The organism is Ralstonia sp. RL (genome assembly GCF_001683835.1).
Classification (GTDB): Bacteria; Pseudomonadota; Gammaproteobacteria; order Burkholderiales; family Burkholderiaceae; genus Ralstonia; species Ralstonia mannitolilytica.
In genome coordinates this window covers 92,957-110,355 of the sequence record NZ_LWRX01000250.1, presented here as the reverse complement: position 1 = coordinate 110,355, position 17,399 = coordinate 92,957, and the positions used below count along the sequence as shown (strand labels likewise).

At 66.1% G+C, this 17,399-nt stretch carries 17 protein-coding genes; 8 read left to right on the top strand and 9 right to left on the bottom strand.

Translation table 11 applies throughout. The features are described 5' to 3' along the window. Position 1 precedes the first annotated feature (1 nt). The 6 genes from A6M56_RS23390 to A6M56_RS23365 form a co-directional block, all read right to left on the bottom strand. Complete coding sequence (locus A6M56_RS23390; protein WP_045786394.1) at positions 2–1,288, bottom strand: MASE1 domain-containing protein; 1,287 nt, start codon at positions 1,286–1,288, stop codon at positions 2–4. 91 nt (positions 1,289–1,379) lie between these two features. Next, positions 1,380–2,021, bottom strand: a complete 642-nt coding sequence (locus A6M56_RS23385; RefSeq protein WP_045786395.1) for a glutathione S-transferase family protein — start codon at positions 2,019–2,021, stop codon at positions 1,380–1,382. A gap of 35 nt (positions 2,022–2,056) precedes the next feature. Then, positions 2,057–3,247 (bottom strand): aminotransferase-like domain-containing protein, encoded by a 1,191-nt coding sequence (locus A6M56_RS23380; RefSeq protein ID WP_045786396.1) that lies wholly within the window; start codon positions 3,245–3,247, stop codon positions 2,057–2,059. A gap of 109 nt (positions 3,248–3,356) precedes the next feature. Continuing rightward, positions 3,357–3,827 carry a RidA family protein gene (locus A6M56_RS23375; RefSeq protein WP_045786397.1) on the bottom strand — a complete coding sequence of 157 codons (471 nt, stop codon included), beginning with the start codon at positions 3,825–3,827 and terminating at the stop codon, positions 3,357–3,359. Between the two features lie 46 nt (positions 3,828–3,873). Further along, positions 3,874–4,815 carry a DMT family transporter gene (locus tag A6M56_RS23370; protein ID WP_062739359.1) on the bottom strand — a complete coding sequence of 314 codons (942 nt, stop codon included), beginning with the start codon at positions 4,813–4,815 and terminating at the stop codon, positions 3,874–3,876. A 10-nt stretch (positions 4,816–4,825) separates the two neighbouring features. Beyond that, entirely contained in the window at positions 4,826–5,545 is a 720-nt protein-coding gene (locus A6M56_RS23365) for an alanyl-tRNA editing protein (RefSeq protein ID WP_102079525.1), read from the bottom strand. A gap of 116 nt (positions 5,546–5,661) precedes the next feature. On the opposite strand from A6M56_RS23365, the gene A6M56_RS23360 reads away from it, so the two are divergent. The 4 genes from A6M56_RS23360 to A6M56_RS23345 all read left to right on the top strand — a co-directional run bounded on the left by A6M56_RS23360 (position 5,662) and on the right by A6M56_RS23345 (position 11,104). Further along, on the top strand, positions 5,662–7,134 hold the full coding sequence (locus A6M56_RS23360) for an aminotransferase-like domain-containing protein (protein WP_102079526.1): 1,473 nt from the start codon (positions 5,662–5,664) through the stop codon (positions 7,132–7,134). Positions 7,135–7,346: 212 nt separating this feature from the next. Beyond that, positions 7,347–9,269, top strand: coding sequence for a molecular chaperone HtpG (gene htpG / locus A6M56_RS23355; protein ID WP_062739356.1), 1,923 nt, complete (start codon positions 7,347–7,349; stop codon positions 9,267–9,269). Between the two features lie 16 nt (positions 9,270–9,285). Continuing rightward, complete coding sequence (locus A6M56_RS23350; RefSeq protein WP_045786402.1) at positions 9,286–9,789, top strand: DNA-deoxyinosine glycosylase; 504 nt, start codon at positions 9,286–9,288, stop codon at positions 9,787–9,789. An 871-nt stretch (positions 9,790–10,660) separates the two neighbouring features. Next, complete coding sequence (locus A6M56_RS23345; protein WP_045786403.1) at positions 10,661–11,104, top strand: thioesterase family protein; 444 nt, start codon at positions 10,661–10,663, stop codon at positions 11,102–11,104. 44 nt (positions 11,105–11,148) lie between these two features. Here the strand turns inward: A6M56_RS23345 and A6M56_RS23340 are convergent, their stop codons facing one another. Continuing rightward, positions 11,149–12,636 carry an aminotransferase class V-fold PLP-dependent enzyme gene (locus tag A6M56_RS23340; RefSeq protein ID WP_102079527.1) on the bottom strand — a complete coding sequence of 496 codons (1,488 nt, stop codon included), beginning with the start codon at positions 12,634–12,636 and terminating at the stop codon, positions 11,149–11,151. 142 nt (positions 12,637–12,778) lie between these two features. Between A6M56_RS23340 and A6M56_RS23335 the strand changes: the two genes are divergently transcribed. The 4 genes from A6M56_RS23335 (at position 12,779) to A6M56_RS23320 (ending at position 15,577) form a co-directional block, all read left to right on the top strand. Beyond that, on the top strand, positions 12,779–13,249 hold the full coding sequence (locus A6M56_RS23335; RefSeq protein ID WP_045786405.1) for an Lrp/AsnC family transcriptional regulator: 471 nt from the start codon (positions 12,779–12,781) through the stop codon (positions 13,247–13,249). Between the two features lie 46 nt (positions 13,250–13,295). Then, positions 13,296–13,805, top strand: coding sequence for a DUF1993 domain-containing protein (locus A6M56_RS23330; protein ID WP_102079529.1), 510 nt, complete (start codon positions 13,296–13,298; stop codon positions 13,803–13,805). A gap of 129 nt (positions 13,806–13,934) precedes the next feature. Beyond that, positions 13,935–14,693, top strand: a complete 759-nt coding sequence (locus tag A6M56_RS23325) for a tetratricopeptide repeat protein (RefSeq protein ID WP_045786407.1) — start codon at positions 13,935–13,937, stop codon at positions 14,691–14,693. Positions 14,694–14,701: 8 nt separating this feature from the next. After that, entirely contained in the window at positions 14,702–15,577 is an 876-nt protein-coding gene (locus tag A6M56_RS23320) for a spermine/spermidine synthase domain-containing protein (protein WP_045786408.1), read from the top strand. Between the two features lie 71 nt (positions 15,578–15,648). Here A6M56_RS23320 and A6M56_RS23315 read toward each other — a convergent pair whose 3' ends face one another. Continuing rightward, complete coding sequence (locus tag A6M56_RS23315; RefSeq protein WP_062739350.1) at positions 15,649–16,047, bottom strand: nuclear transport factor 2 family protein; 399 nt, start codon at positions 16,045–16,047, stop codon at positions 15,649–15,651. 150 nt (positions 16,048–16,197) lie between these two features. After that, on the bottom strand, positions 16,198–17,373 hold the full coding sequence (locus A6M56_RS23310; protein ID WP_102079530.1) for a vWA domain-containing protein: 1,176 nt from the start codon (positions 17,371–17,373) through the stop codon (positions 16,198–16,200). Positions 17,374–17,399: the final 26 nt, after the last annotated feature.

The window sequence follows — 17,399 nt, the reverse complement described above, 5'->3', positions numbered from 1 at the left end:
GTCACAGCGCCGTCTCAATCGACCACGTGCCGGCCACCAGCGCCGTATTGCCCATTGCATCCGTGAGCGGCCCGCCGGTATCGACGACGGTGTGCAGCGTGCCGTCGCGGGCGGTGATGCGCAGGGTCTGGCGGCGTGCGGGCGTCGCCGCTTCATCGTCCAGCGGTGCCGCGCCGAGCCAGCGTGCGCGCAGCGCATCACGGTCGTCCGGATGCACGAGCTGCAGCACGGTCGACACCGAGGCCATGCTGGCCGCGTCGTGCCCGAAGGCAAGCACCACGTCGCCGCCCCAGTCGATGCGGCCGCTGGCCGGGTCGATGGTGTACACCAGCTGGCTCGATGCCGCCAGCGCCAGTTCCACACGGTTCTGCCATTGCGCGCTTTGCTCGTGCAGTTGCTCGCGCGTGGTCTTGAGCGCGCTCACCAGCAGCACCAGCAGCGCGGCGATGCCCAGATACAGCTGCGCTTCCAGCAGCGACTGGCCATAATGCTGGTCCAGCACGGCGAACGGGCCGTCGCCCTCGGCGGTTTGCGTCAGCGCCGTCAACGTCAGCAGCAGCACCGCCAGCGAGCCGCCGCGTCCGCCCCACAGCAGCGCCACCACCACGGCAAAGAACAGCGGCACGTACGTCAGCGCAAAGCCAACGCCGGCGCCAAATTTCATGACGCTGTTGCCATCGAAGATCAGGTAGGCTGACAGCGCCAGCGCGATGAACGCTGCCAGCCCGAGCAGGAAGTCGGTGCGGTCCGTGCCGCCCGAGCGGAAGGCGCGGAAGCGCGACCACGCGGCCAGCACCGGCGTGACGATCAGCACGCCAAGGAAGTCCGAGGCCGCCCAGATGCGCAGCACGTGCCCGAACGCGCCATCCTGCGACCACGCAAACCATGCCGCGCCGAACAGCGCACCGAGCAGGGCGCTGAACGCACCGGCCGCCAGCATCGCGCGCAGGAAGTACAGGCCCTCGAGCGGCACGCGCGCCAGCCGCACCAGGGCCACGGCCAGGGCTGCGCTGCCGGCCTCGTCGAGCACGAACAGCATTGCGTGTGCGGGGTTGGTCCGCTCGATGGCCGCCAGCGCCAACTGCGCCACGGCAAACGCGGCGCCCAGTCCCGGCCATTCGCGGTACGGCCGCAGCATGAACGCAGCCATGGTCACGCCGGCCGGCAGCCAGAGATAGCCCGTCATGTCGACCGGCCCGTTCAGCCGATGCGACACGATGGCGGCAACCAGGTACAGCGCACCCCACAGGACGGTGGCGACGGTGGTGGAAGGGCGGTTCAGTGGCATCCGGGTTTTCCTCGGTGAAAACAAAAAAAACCGCGCCGGCCCGGGTGCCGTGCGCGGTGGGTGATGCTACCGCAGTTGCTTTGGGGGCCGCTTACACGACCGGCAGCGCGAGCACTGAACGCGCTGCACGCCGATCGCGCAGCTCGGCCATCCACCGTTCGAGGTTGGGACGGGACGGACGGTCCATCGGCAAGCCCAGCCAGCGGTGCGTGGCGCAGCCGCAGGCAATGTCGGCCATGGTGAAGCGCTGGCCGGCTACGTAGGGCTGCTTGGCAAGCACCGTGTCGAGGATGGCCGTTGCGCGTTCGGCCGACTTGCGCGAGCGCTCGATGCGTTCGGCGTCGCGCTCATCCTCGGGCGTGCGGACGAGTTGCATGAACGCGTCGACCATCGCCGGGCTGTACGACGTGGTCTGCCAGTCCATCCAGCGGTCGGCATCGGCGCGTTCGTGCAACTCCAGCGGATACAGCGTGCCCGGGCCGTAGCGCGCCGACAGATACCGCACGATGGCGTTCGATTCCCACAGCACGAAGCGGCTGTCGCCGGCATCGTCCAGGCCGTCTTCAATGACGGGGATCATGCCGTTGGGGTTCATTGCCAGGAATTGGGGTGTGTTGACGCCTCCGAAGGCGCCGCCGACGTCGATGCGCTCGTGGTCCAGCGACAGCTCATGCGCGCACCAGACCACTTTCTGCACGTTGACCGAAGAGAGTCTTCCCCAGATCCGCAACATCGACGACGGCTCCTTTCTCAAGTCGTGACGTAAATTTAGGCGGCCTTCGGCGTGAGCGCCGCGATTTCTGCGCGGATGAGTTCGCCCAGCACCGCAATACCTTGTTCGATGCGCTCCGGCGGCACCGTCACGAATGCCAGGCGCAGCGTATTGCGACGCGGCGCGTTGGCATAGAACGGCGCACCGGGCACGAACGCCACATTGCGCGCGACGGCCTTTTCCAGCAAGGTCATGGTGTCGATGCCCTCGGGCACTTCCACCCAGATGAACATGCCGCCTTCCGGGCGGTTCCAGTGCACGCCGGCCGGCATGTGGCGCTGGAGCGATTCGAGCATCGCTTCGCACTGCTTGCCGTACAGCGCCCGGATCGTCGGGATATGCGAGTCGAGCAGCCCGGTCTTCAGCACTTCGTATGCCACGCGCTGCGTGAAGCTGGGCGTATGCAGGTCGGAAGCCTGCTTGGCCTGCACGAGTTTGAAGTGGATGGGCTCGGGCGCGATGATGTAGCCCAGGCGCATACCCGGCGCGAGGATCTTCGAGAACGAGCCCATGTAGATCACGCCGTCCGGGTTGAGCGAGCGCAGCGAGGGCAGCTGGTCGCCGGTGTAGCTCAGTTCGCCGTATGGGTCGTCTTCCACCAGAAGCACGCCGAGTTCCTTCGCACGGGCCACCAGGGCGTGGCGGCGGTCCAGCGGCAGGCGGCGGCCGGTCGGGTTCTGGAAATTCGGGATCGTGTAGAAGAAGCGTGCGCCGGCCGCCAGTTCGGGCGTCAGGGCGTCGGGCAGCAGGCCCTTGTCGTCGGTCGGCACGGACGCATAGGCCGGCTCGAACAGCGAGAACGCCTGCAGCGCCCCCAGATACGTGGGCGTTTCGACCAGCACCTTGCTTTGCGGGTCGATGAAGATCTTGCCCAGCAGGTCCAGGCCCTGCTGCGATCCCGTGGTGATCAGCACGCGCGAGGCCGTCGTGCCGTGGCGCTGGGCAATCCATTCGCGCAATGTCGACAGGCCCTCGGTGGGCGTGTACTGCAGCGACGCCTGCGGGTTGTCGGCAAACATGCGGGCGCACGCCGCCTGAATCGCTTCGACCGGGAAGGTGACCGGGGCAGGCAAGCCGCCGGCAAACGAAATCACCTCGGGGCGTTCGGTGATCTTGAGGATTTCCCGGATCGCCGAGCTCGTGAGCTTCTGAGCGCGGCTGGAGAAGGTACAGGAAGCGTGGTCCATGGTGTGGTCCTAGTGTTGCGCAGCGCCCACCTCGTGAGCAGGCGCCACAGGTGGGCAAAACGGGGAGGATAGCAGGCAACGGCCCGGCCTTGCCGGGCCGAAGCGGTGCTCAGGCGACTTCTGCAATCAGCTCGATCTCGACGCACGCGCCCAGCGGAATCTGCGCGACGCCGAACGCGCTGCGGGCGTGCTTGCCGGCCTCGCCAAACACCTCGGCGAGCAGTTCCGACGCGCCGTTGGTGACCAGGTGCTGCTCGGTGAAGTCGGGCGTGGAGTTGACCAGGCTCATCACCTTGACGATGCGCTTGACGCGGGAAAGGTCGCCGCCCAGGTGGGCCGACAGCGTGGCCATCAGGTCGATGGCGATCGCGCGCGCGGCGGCCTTGCCTTCTTCGGTGGTCATGTCGGCGCCGAGCTTGCCGACCCACGGCTTGCCGTCCTTCTTGGCGATGTGGCCCGACAGGAACACCTGGTTGCCGGTCTGCGCGGCCATGACGTAGGCGGCGGCGGGGGCGCCGGCGGCGGGCAGTTCGATACCCAGTTGCTTGAGCTTGGCCTGGGCGTCGTGCGTGGCGGACATGAAGACTCCTTGTGTTGAAGCAGTGAGCAAAATCGGACGGATGACGCTAGCGGCGCACGGACGTCCGCCGGCCGATGCCGACCACGGCAATCACTGCCAGCGCAAACAGCGCCGTGGGCGCATCCAGCGACTCGCCGAGCAGCAGCCAGCCGCCAATGAGCGTCATGAAGGGTTGCAGCAATTGTATCTGGCCGACCCGGGCCACACCGCCCGCGGCCAGGCCCGAATACCAGAACAGGAAGCCGACGAACATGGAGAACGCAGACACGTATGCCAGCCCCATCCATGCGCGGGCCGATGCGTGCGCCAGCGCCTCGGCCTGGTGCGTGGACGGCAGCCACGCCAGCGCGCCCACCATCGGCAACAGCACGGGCAGCGAGATGACCAGCGCCCAGGCAATGGTCTGCATGCCGCCCAGCTCGCGCGAGAGCCTGCCGCCCGTCGCATAGCCGAGCGCGCCCGTCACCATGGCGGCAAACAGCAGCCAGTCCGCCCGGTGCAGGGCTCCCCCACCTTGCAGCAGCGCAAAGGAAACGACGAGCGCGCTGCCCATCACCGCGCACAGCCAGAACGCGACGGACGGCCGCTCGCGCCCGAACCACACCGCAAACACGGCGGTGGCCAGGGGCAGCAGGCCGGTGATGATGGCGCCGTGCGCGGCCGGCACGTCCTGCATCGCCAGCGACGAGAACAGCGGGAAGCCCACCACCACGCCCATCGCCGTCACGGCCAGCTGCCACCATTGGCGGCCCCGCGGGCGTCTGGCGACGGAGAAGGCGCCCGTTGCGGCCAGCAGCGCCAGCGCCAGCGCGCTCGCCAGCACCGCGCGCGCCAGCGCCACGAAGGTGGCGTCCAGCTCGGCGACGGCCATGCGCGTGAACGGCAGCGTCTGGCTGAAGATGGCCACGCCGATGAAGCCGAGCAGCATGCCGCGGCGTTCAGCGTGGTCCGGGGCACGCGCGAGGGGCAGGGAGGCGGGCCTGGTCATGGCGTGCTGTTCAATCGGCAAACGCCACGGCCACCCGGCGGTTCTGCCGGCTCTTCTTCTCGATCTTCGTGACGACCACGCGGCCGATTTCCCCGGTGGCGCGCACGTGGGTGCCGCCGCACGGCTGGCGGTCGATGCCGTCGATGTGGATGATGCGGATGGCCGACGCGCCCGCCGGGGGCGCCGCGCCGATGGTGCGCACGAGCTCCGGCTGGTCGGCCAGTTCCTCGGGTGTGATGAGGTCGATGCGCACCGGTGTGTTGCGGCCGATGAGCTCGTTCAGTTGCGCGGTCAGCGTGTCGCGGTCGAGCGTCGATTCGGGCAGGTCGAAATCGATGCGGCCGGAATCCGGCGAGATACCGCAGCCCGTGACCGGCACCGGAATCAGCGAGCCCAGCAGGTGCAGGCACGTGTGCAGCCGCATCAGGCGGTGGCGGCGCTCCCAGTCGATGGTGGCGGTGACGGCCGTGCCGGGCGCCATCCGGGCGAGGTCTGTTCCTTCGGCCGGCACGTGCAGCACGGTCTGGCGATCGGGGCTGTAGACCGTGTCGGCAATCGCCACGGTCTGGCCGTCGCTCAGCACCAGCACGCCGGTGTCGCCGGCCTGGCCGCCGCTGCGGGCGTAGAACACGGTCTGGTCCAGCTCGATGCCATCGGCATGCACGGCGACGACGGTGGCGTCGCAGGTGGTGCGGTAGGCGTCTTCGTCAAAGCGCTTCAGCGTCGGCATGGCGGTGCTCCGTAGCGTGGGGGCGAAAGTCCGACCTTGATGGTAACGAAGTGCGTCTGTACAGTACCTGTACACTTTATCGTGGCGCTTTCGGTACAGTTTTCGGCCCTTCCATCATGACCGGTTCCTCTCACGTCATCAGCCTGGACGCCCGCCGTCCGGCGGCACGTCCGGCCGCGGAGCAGTTGCCCGACCCGATTCCTTCGGCGCAGATGACGCTGGTGGACCAGCTGACCGAATGGGCCCGCATGCGCATCGACGAGCGTGTGTTTCGGGCCGGCATGCGCATGCCGTCGATCCGGCAGCTGGCGCAGGAGAAGAGCATCTCGCGCTTCACCGTGGTCGAGGCCTATGAGCGGCTGGTGGCGCAGGGGTATCTGGAGTCGCGTCGCGGGTCCGGCTTCTACGTCAAGGAGCGCCACACGCCGCTGCCGGAGGAGCCGCCCCCACCGCCGGCGACGGCGCGCAAGATCGACGTGACCTGGCTGCTGCGCAACATGTTCCACTCGGCCGAGCCGCGCAAGGCCCCGGGCGTCGGCTTCCTGCCCAACGGTTGGCTGGACGGCGAACTCATCGCCAATGCACTGCGTTCGCTCGGACGGCTGAACGGCAACCAGTTTCTGTCGCTCGGCACGCCGCAGGGCTTTCTGCCGCTGCGCCAGCAGTTGCAGACCCGGCTGGCGGAACTCGAGATCGGGGCGCGGCCCGAACAGATCGTCGTGACCTCGGGGATCACCGCGTCGCTCGACCTCATCGCTCGCCAGTACGTGCAGCCGGGCGACACGGTGCTCGTGGGCGATCCGGCGTGGTTCCTGATGTTCGGCCGCTTCGCTGCGCAGGGCGCGCAGGTGATCGGCGTGCCTTACACCACCGAGGGGCCGGACCTCGTCGCGCTGGAAGGGCTGGTGCAGGCGCGCCGCCCCAAGCTCCTGGTGATCAACTCGATCCTGCACAACCCGACAGGCACGTCGCTGTCGGCGGCCAAGGCCTTCCAGTTGCTGCGGCTGGCCGAGCAATACGGCTTCTTGATCGTGGAAGACGACATCTACGGTGACCTTGCCCCGCCCGGCTATCAGGCCACGCGGCTGGCGAGCCTCGACCAGTTGCGCCGCGTGATCTACCTGAACAGCTTTTCCAAGACGCTGGCGGTGAACCTGCGCGTGGGCTTCATCGCCTGCCATCCGGAACTGGCCAAGAACCTGACCGATGCCAAGCTGCTCACCGGGTTTGCCACGCCCGAGATCAACGAGCGCGTGCTGTACAAGATCCTGACCGAAGGGCAGTACCGCAAGCATGTCGAACGGGTGCGCGGCCGACTGGATCGGGCCCGCGACGGCGTGCAGCGCAATCTGGAGCGCATGGGTCTGAAACTCTTTGCGCAGCAGGGCGCCGGCATGTTCCTGTGGGCCGACACAGGGCAGGACACCAACGCCATCGCCCGCGCCGGGCACGAACAAGGCTACGTGTTTGCGCCCGGGAGCCTGTTTTCGCCGTCGCAGATGCCGTCCACGTGGATGCGCTTCAACATCGCCACCAGCGGGGACCCCGACATGCTGCGCTTCCTGGCCGAGCAGCTGGAAAAGGGCTGAAGTTGCATATGTACGCCGGTGCTTTCGCCCGTTCCAGGCAGCAAGTGCCACGAACATGACCAGACAGACCAGGCAGAAGGACGGCAGCAAACCGAACGCCGCTCTTGAAATTGAGGCCGGACGCCCTATCTAGCGACACAAATTCACGCGGGCATACGCGACGTGGAGCCCGCTTCGCTTTCGTTTTCACTGACTTTTTGCACATCACACACATGAGCGCACCGCACGAGACGATGGCTTTCCAGGCAGAGGTGAAGCAGCTTCTGCACCTGATGATCCACTCGCTGTACAGCAACAAGGAGATCTTCCTGCGCGAGCTGGTTTCCAACGCTTCGGATGCCGTGGACAAGCTGCGCTTCGAGGGCATCGCCAACCCCCAGCTGTTGGAGGGTGGCGGTGAGCTCGGCATCCGCATCGGCTTCGATGCGGCCGCGCGCACCCTCACCATTGCCGACAACGGCATCGGCATGAGCCGCGACGAGGCCATCCGCAACCTCGGCACCATCGCCCGTTCCGGCACGCGCGAGTTCTTCAGCCAGCTCTCGGGCGACCAGCAGAAGGACGCTGCCCTCATCGGCCAGTTTGGCGTGGGCTTCTATTCGGCCTTCATCGTGGCCGATCGCGTGACGGTGGAATCGCGCCGCGCGGGCGTGCCTGCCAATGAAGGCGTGCGCTGGGAAAGCGCCGGCGACGGCGAATTCACCGTCGACACGATCGAGCGCGCCGAGCGCGGCACCACCATTACGCTGCACCTGCGCGAGGGCGAGGACGATTTCCTCAATGCCTGGCGCATCAAGTCGGTCGTGCAGAAGTACTCGGACCACATCTCCCTGCCGATCCAGATGCGCAAGGAAACGTGGGACGAAGAGAAGAAGGCGATGGTTGCCCAGGACGAATGGGAAACCATCAACCAGGGCAGCGCGCTGTGGGCGCGCCCGCGCGCCGACGTGACCGACGATCAGTACGTCGCGTTCTACCAGCACATCGCGCACGAAAACGGCAAGCCGCTCGCCTGGACGCACAACCGCGTGGAAGGCCGCAGCGAATACACGCAGCTGCTGTACATCCCGACCAACGCGCCGTTCGACCTGTGGGACCGCGAGCGCCGCAGCGGCCTGAAGCTGTACGTCAAGCGCGTCTTCATCATGGACGACGCCGAGCAGCTGCTGCCGGGCTACCTGCGCTTCGTGAAGGGCGTGATCGATTCGGCCGACCTGCCGCTGAACGTCTCGCGCGAAATCCTGCAGGAAAGCCGCGACGTGAAGGCCATCCGCGAGGGCTCGACCAAGCGCGTGCTGGGCATGCTCGAATCGATGGCCGAGTCGGATGACGCCGCCGAGAAGGAAAAGTACGCCACGTTCTGGCAGAACTTCGGCCAGGTGCTCAAGGAGGGCATCGGCGAAGACCACGCCAACAAGGACCGCATTGCCAAGCTGCTGCGCTTTGCTTCCACGCACAACGAAGACAGCGCCCAGACCGTCTCGCTGGCCGACTATGTCAGCCGCATGAAGGAAGGCCAGGACAAGATCTACTACGTGACCGCCGAGAGCTGGACGGCCGCCAAATCGAGCCCCCACCTCGAGATCTTCCGCAAGAAGGGCGTCGAAGTCCTGCTGCTGACCGATCGCGTGGACGAGTGGATGCTCTCGTTCCTGCACGAGTTTGAAGAAAAGGAACTCGTGTCGGTGGCGCGCGGCGATCTGGACCTCGGCGCCATGGAAGACGAAGCCGAGAAGGCCGAGCACGCCAAGGTGGAGGGCGAGTTCAAGGCGCTGGTCGAGCGCGCCAAGGCAGTGCTTGCCGACAAGGCCAAGGACGTGCGCGTGACGCACCGCCTGACCGACTCGCCGTCGTGCCTCGTAGCCGATGAAGGCGACATCAGCGGCACGCTCGCGCGCCTGCTCAAGCAGGCCGGGCAGAAGGCGCCCGAGACCAAGCCGGTGCTGGAGCTGAACCCGACGCATCCGCTGGTGCGCAAGCTGGCGCTGCTGGAAACCGTGACCGGCAATGAGCAGGACCGCGCCGCGTTCGAGGATCGCCTGCATGTGCTGTTCGACCAGGCGTTGCTGGCCGAAGGCGGCGCGCTGGCCGATCCGGCTGCCTATGTGCAGCGCGTGAACCGCCTGCTGGCCTGATCGACGTACTGTCGCAGTGACGCTCAAGCGATGCTTTCCGCCCGTGGTCGACGCGCACACGCGCGTGCTGATCCTGGGCAGCCTGCCCGGCGAGGCATCGCTTGCGCAATCGCAGTACTACGCCTACAAGCACAACCAGTTCTGGCGGCTCGTCGGTGACGTCATCGGCGAAGATCTGCCGGGCATGGACTACGCCGCGCGCCTGCAAACGCTCCTGGCACATCGCATCGGCCTGTGGGACGTGGTGGCGCAAGCCAAGCGCGAGGGCAGCCTGGACAGCAAGATCCGCGACCACGCCGGCAATGATCTGGTGGGCTTGATCGAATCGCTACCGAACCTGGTTGCGATTGCCTTCAATGGCGGGACGGCCGAGCGCATGGGTGTGAAGGCGCTCGGGCGGCATGGTGATCGGCATCACATCCTGCGGCTGCCTTCCAGTAGCCCCGCCTATACCGTTCCGTACGCCGAGAAGCTGCACGTCTGGCGGACGCTGCGGCGATGGCTCGATATGCCGGGCTGACGATCCAGGCACGCTGTCATCGATGCAGCGGCGTCTGGGCTAGTACAGCCAAGGCAGCGAGCGCAGTCGCCATCGCAACGGGCCGCCCGTGTTGCCCTGTCATGCCGAGCCACCTCGTGCGCGGGTGCAGTGCATGTTCCATCAGCATGTCCAACCCTCGATGTTCGTCCTCACTCCCCCAACGGGGCGAGGTCGTCTTTACGTACCGTGCGGGTGCGTTGGAACGTCGTTTGCTCGTCGGTCGTCACAGCCCTCCAGGCGTTGCACGTGCGTGCTCTGGGGAAGGCTGATCACCGAAAGATGGAGGACCACATGAGCAAGAGAGCTTCAATCAGTGCGCTCGCATTCGTCATCGCAGGCGTTCTCGCCGGCTGTACTGCCGCCGGTAGCGGAACGGGCTCGGCTGCAGGCTCCGGGAGCGTGACGCCAGGGACGGGCTCGATGTCTCAACCGGGATATGGCACCGGCACGAGCTCAAGCGGCAGCGCGAGCGGAGCAGGCACGGGCGCCACGAGCACGAGCCCGCGCTAAGCGACACCGACCTTTGCACAACTGTTCATCGACGGGCCGAGAAGCATTTGCAAAACAGGCCCGATTTTTTTTGCACGCATCCCAAGGGCGACATGGTATGCGCGTTCACGGGGGGGGGCTGCGCCACCGCAAGATGCAGACGGTGTGGCACGTCGTCGGGCCTTGTCGCCCGCTGTGATGACGAACGCGGACACGTTCGAGCGCATGCAGGGATCGCGGCGGGGGCTTCGCACGGTTGCGTCGGCAGCGCATCGTGCAACGCGCAGGCCGGCGCGTATGATGAGCGCCTTGCCGCCCGCCCCGTCAGGGCGGCGCTCATTTCGTTCCTGCCGATTCCACGATGGCCCGTCTCAAGCTCGATCTGCCCGCCGACCAATTCTGCTATGGCACCCACCTCACCGTGCGCGTGACCGATATCAACGCGGCCAACCATCTTGCCAATGACTCGATGATCTCGATGATCTCCGAGGCGCGGGCGCGGTTCCTTTACGAGTTTGCCAGCGAGGACGTGAACCATGAGGGCGCCGGCATCATCGTGACCGATCTCGCCACCATGTACCGCAACGAAGCGCATGCGCGCGACCAGCTGTTGTTCGAGGTTGGCGTGATGGACTTCAACAAGTACGGCGGCGACATCATCTTCCGCATCACGCGTCCGGCCGACGACACGCTGATCGCCATGGCCAAGTCCGGCTTCGTGTTCTTCGACTACGTGGCAAAGAAGGTCGTGCCGATGCCACAGGCGTTCGCCGGCCGTTTCCCGAAAGTCAACTGGGTGGAGTAAACGGCGCCGGGCGGACAGCGCGCATCGAGTGTGAACCGCTGCGCCTACCGGGCTTGGCGCTGATCCGCCAGCCGGTTCCACAGCGCGCTCGCGCGGTTGCCGCTTCTGCAGTACGCCAGGATCGGTTTCGGCAATGCATCGACCAAGGCGCCGAACGCATCGACTTCCGCATCGCCGATGCGGTTCGGCTCCACGGGCAGGTAGCGCGCTTCCAGCCCCAGTTCGCGGGCAGCCGCGGCGATTTCCGCGAAGGCCGGCTGGTCGTCGCCTTCGCCGTCGGGGCGGTTGCAGATGACCGAGCGGAACCCCGCATCGCGGATGGCTTTCAGGTCTGCCGGCACGATCTGCCGCGAGGCGGCCAACCCGCTCGATGCCGTGGCCCGGCATTGCTCGATGGCCTGGCGGAAGCAGGCAATGGCCGCGTCAATGTCGTGCCCGGTCGTAAAGCGGCCGAGGCTGATGCGCACCGTGCGGCCCGCAGCCGCTGCGTCCAGGCCAATGGCCGACAACACATGCGATGGCGTACCGGCTGCGGAATTGCACGCCGAGGTGGACGACACCGCGAGCGTGTCACCCAGCATGAACGGGAAGAAGCCCGGCGCATTGACCGTCAGGCTCAAGGTGTGCGGAATGCGCTGCGTCGTGCCAGCGTTATGCACCACGTCACCGAGCGCCAGCACCGACGTTTTCAGCCGCTCGCTGAGCGCGGCAATGCGAGCCGTCTCACTCGCAAGGTCTTCTGCCGCAAGCTGGCACGCGACGCCCATGCCGACAATCTGATGCGTGGCCAGCGTGCCGGAGCGCAGCCCGCGCTCGTGTCCGCCGCCGTGCATCTGCGGTGCGATGCGCGCTGCGATGTCGCGCCGGACATACAGCGCGCCGATGCCCTTGGGCCCGTACACCTTGTGGGCGGACATCGACATCATGTCGATGCCGAGCGCACGTACGTCGATGGGCGTCTTGCCGAGCGCCTGCGCCGCGTCGACATGGAGCAGCGCGCCCGCGGCGTGCACGACCTGCGCGATGGCGCCGATGTCCGTCAGGGTGCCGAGCTCGTTGTTCACCAGCATGAGCGAGACGAGCCCTGTGTCCGGGCCGATGGCCGCGGCGACGGCCTCGGCCGTGATTTCCCCGGAAGAAGTCGGCGCCACGTACGTGACGGAACAGCCGCGCGTCGACAGGTTCGCCATCGTGTCGAGGATGGCCTTGTGCTCGATCCGGCTGGTGACGAGATGGCGCTTCGCGGTCGCGGTGTCTGCGTAGCCCTTCAGCGCGAGGTTGTTGGATTCGGTGGCTCCGGACGTCCAGATGATCTCGTCCGCATCCGCGCCGATGAGCGCGGCCACCTGTTCGCGGGCGCGCTCGACTTTGTCGCGCGCCAGCCGGCCGGTTGCATGCGAGCTCGATGCCGGGTTGCCGAAGGCGCCATCGATGCCGAGGCACGCCATCATGGCGGCGATCACGCGCGGGTCAGCCGGCGTGGTGGCGGCGTAGTCGAGGTAGTGCGGCGTGTTGGTGTTGCGATCGGTCATTTCGTTCTCTGGAGGCATTCGGTCGAGGAAATGATACGGCGGGCACGCGGGAAAAATAATTCAAAATGGCCTGCAGAATTCGGCTTGTCAGGAAAATAATTCCTTAGAATGTGCCATCTGGAGAAACCATTTTTGAGAGCCCATGGACGCCATTGACCGCGAGCTGCTGAGGTTGTTGCAGGCCGACGTGACGCTGCCCATTGCCGAACTGGCGCAGCGCGTGAATCTTTCGCAGACGCCTTGCTGGAAGCGGGTGCAGCGGCTCAAGGAGACCGGCGTCATCCGCGCGCAGGTGGCGCTGTGCGACGCGCGCAAGCTCGGCGTCGGCACCACCGTGTTCGTTGCCGTGCGCACCGACCAGCACACGGAGAAATGGGCGCAGCGTTTCACACAGGTGGTCTGCGACATGCCGGAGGTGGTCGAGGTCTACCGGATGAGTGGCGATATCGACTACCTGCTCCGCGTGGCGGTCACCGGCATCGAAGACTATGACCGCGTGTACAAGCAGCTCATCAAGGCCGTGCCGCTGTCGGACGTCAGCGCCTCGTTCGCGATGGAGCAGATCAAGTATTCGACCGCACTGCCGGTGCGCGACGACGCCAACGCGGGCTGAAGCGCGTCCGCCGCTGTCCCCGTTTTTGCTACCCGAGGAGAACCTGATGACGACCCCGTCGATGTATGCGTTTCTGGTGCCAACCGCTAATCGCATGCTGGGCAACCTGTCGGCCCTGCTCGACAAGGCCGCGGCTCATGCCGAGGCCCGGAAGTTCGACCCGGCCAACCTGCTGAACGCGCGCCTGGCGCCCGACATGCACCCGCTCACGCGCCAGGTACAGATTGCGTGCGATATGGCCAAGGGTGGGGCGGCGCGCCTGTCCGGCACCGAGGTGCCTTCGTATCCGGATGACGAGGCGACGATTCCCGAACTGAAGGCGCGCATCGCCAAGACGCTGGCCTTCGTCAACAGCATCGACCGCGCAGCCTTTGAGGGCAGCGAAGACCGCGCCATCACGCTCAAGAGCCCGACGCGCGAGCTGCATTTCAACGGCCTGGACTACCTGCGCGGCTTTGTGCTGCCGAATCTGTACTTCCACGTGACCACGGCGTATGCGCTGCTGCGTCATAACGGCGTGGAGATCGGCAAGTTCGACTATCTCGGCCGCGATTGAATCACCCGGCGGTGGCAGTACGCCGGCAGCGCAAGCCCGGGCAGCGTTTTTCTGCTTCATCGGCTCATCTGTCACAATCGCGCCCGTGGCCGGCGGTGCGTCGGCGTGTTCTGTCATCGGGCTCCTGATATGTCGTTCTTCGGAATCGGGTTTCACGTCATCGTTGCGCTGTTCTTTGCCGTGCACTGTGTGCGCAGCAACCAGAACATGTATTGGCTGTTCATTCTGTTTGTGTTTCCGCTGCTGGGCAGTGTGGTGTATTTCTTCGCCATTTACCTGCCGGAGATTCGCCATTCGCGCGGCGCCCGCGTGGCCGGCCGCGCCGTCACCCAGTTGATCGACCCGAACCGCGCCGTGCGCGAAGCGCGCATTGATTTCGATCGCGCGCCGACCGTGCAGCACCGCCTGCGTCTGGGCGAGGCGTTGCTGCAAGCCGGCAACGCCAAGGAGGCGCGCGAGCATTTCGAGCAGGCCGCCACGGGCCCGTTTGCCTCGGACCCGGCTCTGTTGCTCGGCCTGGCGCGCGCCCAGTCCGCCACCGGCGACGCGGCACTCGCCAAGGACACGCTGGAGAAGCTGTTCGAGGTCCATCGCATTGCACGCCAGCAGCCCGATCCCACGTTGCTGTACGCACGTGCCTTGGCCGCCACCGGCGCGCCGAATACCCGCGAAGCGTTCGAGCAGGCGCTCACGTGTGGCAACGACGCGGCCGCCCGCTGTCTCTTCGGCGAATGGCTGCGCGCGCAGGACAACGATGCCGACAAGCAGCGCGCGCAAGCCTTGTTCGATGACATCCTGCGCGACGCCAAACACTGGACACGCTACGCCAAAGACCACAATCGCGAATGGCTGCAGCGTGCGGCTGCCGCCCAGTCCTCTTCCCGTTGATCCTATTCATGACGCTGTTGAAACGCAAATCCATCGAGGCCGTGGCCTCGCGCCGTCCGGCTCGCGCCAAGCGCGAAGAGCGTGCCGACCACGGCGATGCACCGAAGCGCATGGCGCCGCGCTTTGCGCCAGTCACGTTCTCGGAGCTGTCGGGGGTGCGCTATCTGCACTTCGGCACCGAGTGGGTACAGGGTGCCATGCGGCTGTCCAAGCCTGACGCGATCGAGCTGGAATATGCGCAGCAGATGATGGCGTGGCTGCTGTTTCTGGATCCGGCTTCCCGCCCGGATTTCCATGTCGTGCAGCTTGGGCTGGGCGCTGCGGCGCTGACCAAGTTCTGCCATCGCCAGCTCGCGCCGGCGCGTGTCACGGCGGTGGAGCTGAACCCGTCGGTCATCGTCGCCGCGCGCAGCATGTTCCACATGCCATTCGACGACGCGCGCCTGAGCGTGCTCGAGCAGGACGCCTATGACTGGGTCACGGATGCGAACCACCATGGCACCGTGGACGCACTGCAGGTGGACCTGTACGACGCCACCGCGCGTGGTCCGGTCCTCGATACGCCGGCGTTCTACAAGGCTTGCCGACAGGTGTTGCGCGCCCCGGGCGTGATGACGATCAACCTGTTCGGCGACCACACCAGCTTCCCGCGCAACATCGAGCGCATCTGCGATGCGTTCGACAACCGCGTGCTCGTCTTCCCCGAAGTGCACGATGGCAACGTGATTGCGCTGGCGTTCAACGGCCCGCCGCTGCAGGTGAGCTGGGAAGCCGTGCAGGCGCGGGCGGCGGTGCTGCAGGCATCGCTCAAGTTGCCGACCAAGGGGTGGGCGCAGGGGCTGCGCAATGCCAACGCCGGCCAGGAAGCCATGCTGACGATCTGAGCGCCACGGTCCCGCGTCAATGCAGAACGCCCCGGCATGCCGGGGCGTTTGCTTGTGGCGAAGGCACGTGCTCAGGCCGCATCGCCCATGCCGGGCATCTGGTCGATGAAGCCGGTGACCGCCTGCATGCGGCCGTCTGCGATGCGGACGAAATCCGTGCCCTTGACCAGCGCCTGCCCGTCGGGGCCCAGCGTCCAGCGGAAGCGGAGCGTGTCCTGAACCACGTCCACGCCGCCGTCGCGCGCAAAGCGGAACCCCGGAAACTTCGCCTGCACGCCGGCGATGAGCCCGTCGATGCCGTCATGGCCCGTGCCCTGCATCAGCGGGTCGACATAGGTGGCGCTTTCCGTCCAGGTTTGCGCGACGAGGGTGCGGCGCTGTGCGGCGTCGGTCGCGTTCCAGGCGGCGATGTAACGCTCGACCAGCGTATCGGCGAGGTTTTCGTTGACGGCGAGTTGCGTGATGGTCATGGCATTTCTCCGTGGGAGTCGAGGAAGCTGCATGGCACGGTGATCCGCGTTCCGTGCTGCATGGCTTCATCTTCGATGCTGGCGTGGACGGTGTCGATTACGCGGCAGGTAATGACCGCATCCAGGCCCGGAGAAATGCGGGAAGGCGCGTTACTTCGACAGCAGCCGCATCGCCGATTCCAGCCCGGCGATGGTCACCGGATACATGCGCGTCTTCACGATCTGGTTGATGACCGAGATGGACTGCCGGTACTGCCAAAGCGCTTCCGGCTCCGGATTCAGCCAGACGAACTTCGGAAACTGCTCGATCAAGCGGTTCAGCCACACGGCACCCGCCTCGGCGTTGTTGTATTCCACCGAGCCGCCGGGCTGCAGGATCTCGTATGGGCTCATCGTCGCATCGCCCACGAAGATCAGCTTGTAGTCGGGCGGGTACTTGCGGATAACGTCCCACGTGGAGAAGCGCTCCGCATGGCGGCGCCGGTTGTTCTTCCACAGCCATTCGTACACGCAGTTGTGGAAGTAGTAGTACTCGAGGTGCTTGAACTCGGTCTTGGCGGCTGAGAACAGTTCTTCCACGCGCCTGATGTGGTCGTCCATCGAGCCGCCCACGTCCATCAGCATCAGCACCTTGACGTTGTTGTGCCGCTCGGGGCGCATCTTGATGTCGAGCAGGCCGGCGTTGGCCGCGGTCGAGTGGATGGTGTCGTCGAGGTCGAGTTCGATGTCGGCACCGTCACGCGCGAACTTGCGCAGGCGGCGCAGCGCGACCTTGATGTTGCGTGTGCCCAGTTCGACGGTGTCGTCGTAGTCTCTGTAGGCGCGGGCTTCCCACACCTTCACGGCCGTGCGGTTGCCCTTGGATGGGCCGCCGATGCGGATGCCTTCCGGGTTGTAGCCGCCGTGCCCGAACGGCGACGTGCCTCCCGTGCCGATCCATTTATTGCCGCCTTCGTGCCGCTCGTGCTGTTCGTTCAGCAGCTCCTTGAGCCGCTCCATCAGCTTGTCGAGGCCGCCCATGGCCTCGATCCTGGCTTTCTCTTCGGGCGACAGCTCGCGTTCGAGCTTCTTGATGAGCCAGTCGAGCGGAATGTCCGCGCGCCAGTCGACGGCGCCTTCCACGCCCTTGAAATATGCGCCGAAGGCCTGGTCGAACTTGTCGAAGTGCTTCTCGTCCTTCACCAGCGTCATGCGCGCCAGGAAGTAGAACTCGTCGAGCGAGGGCGCGATGACCTGCTGCTTGAGCCCTTCGAGCAGCGTCAGGTATTCCTTGACCGAGACCGGCAGCTTGGCCTGCCGCAGGGTGAAGAAGAAATCGATGAGCATGTCCGTCTCCGCTCCGTGCGCCCGGT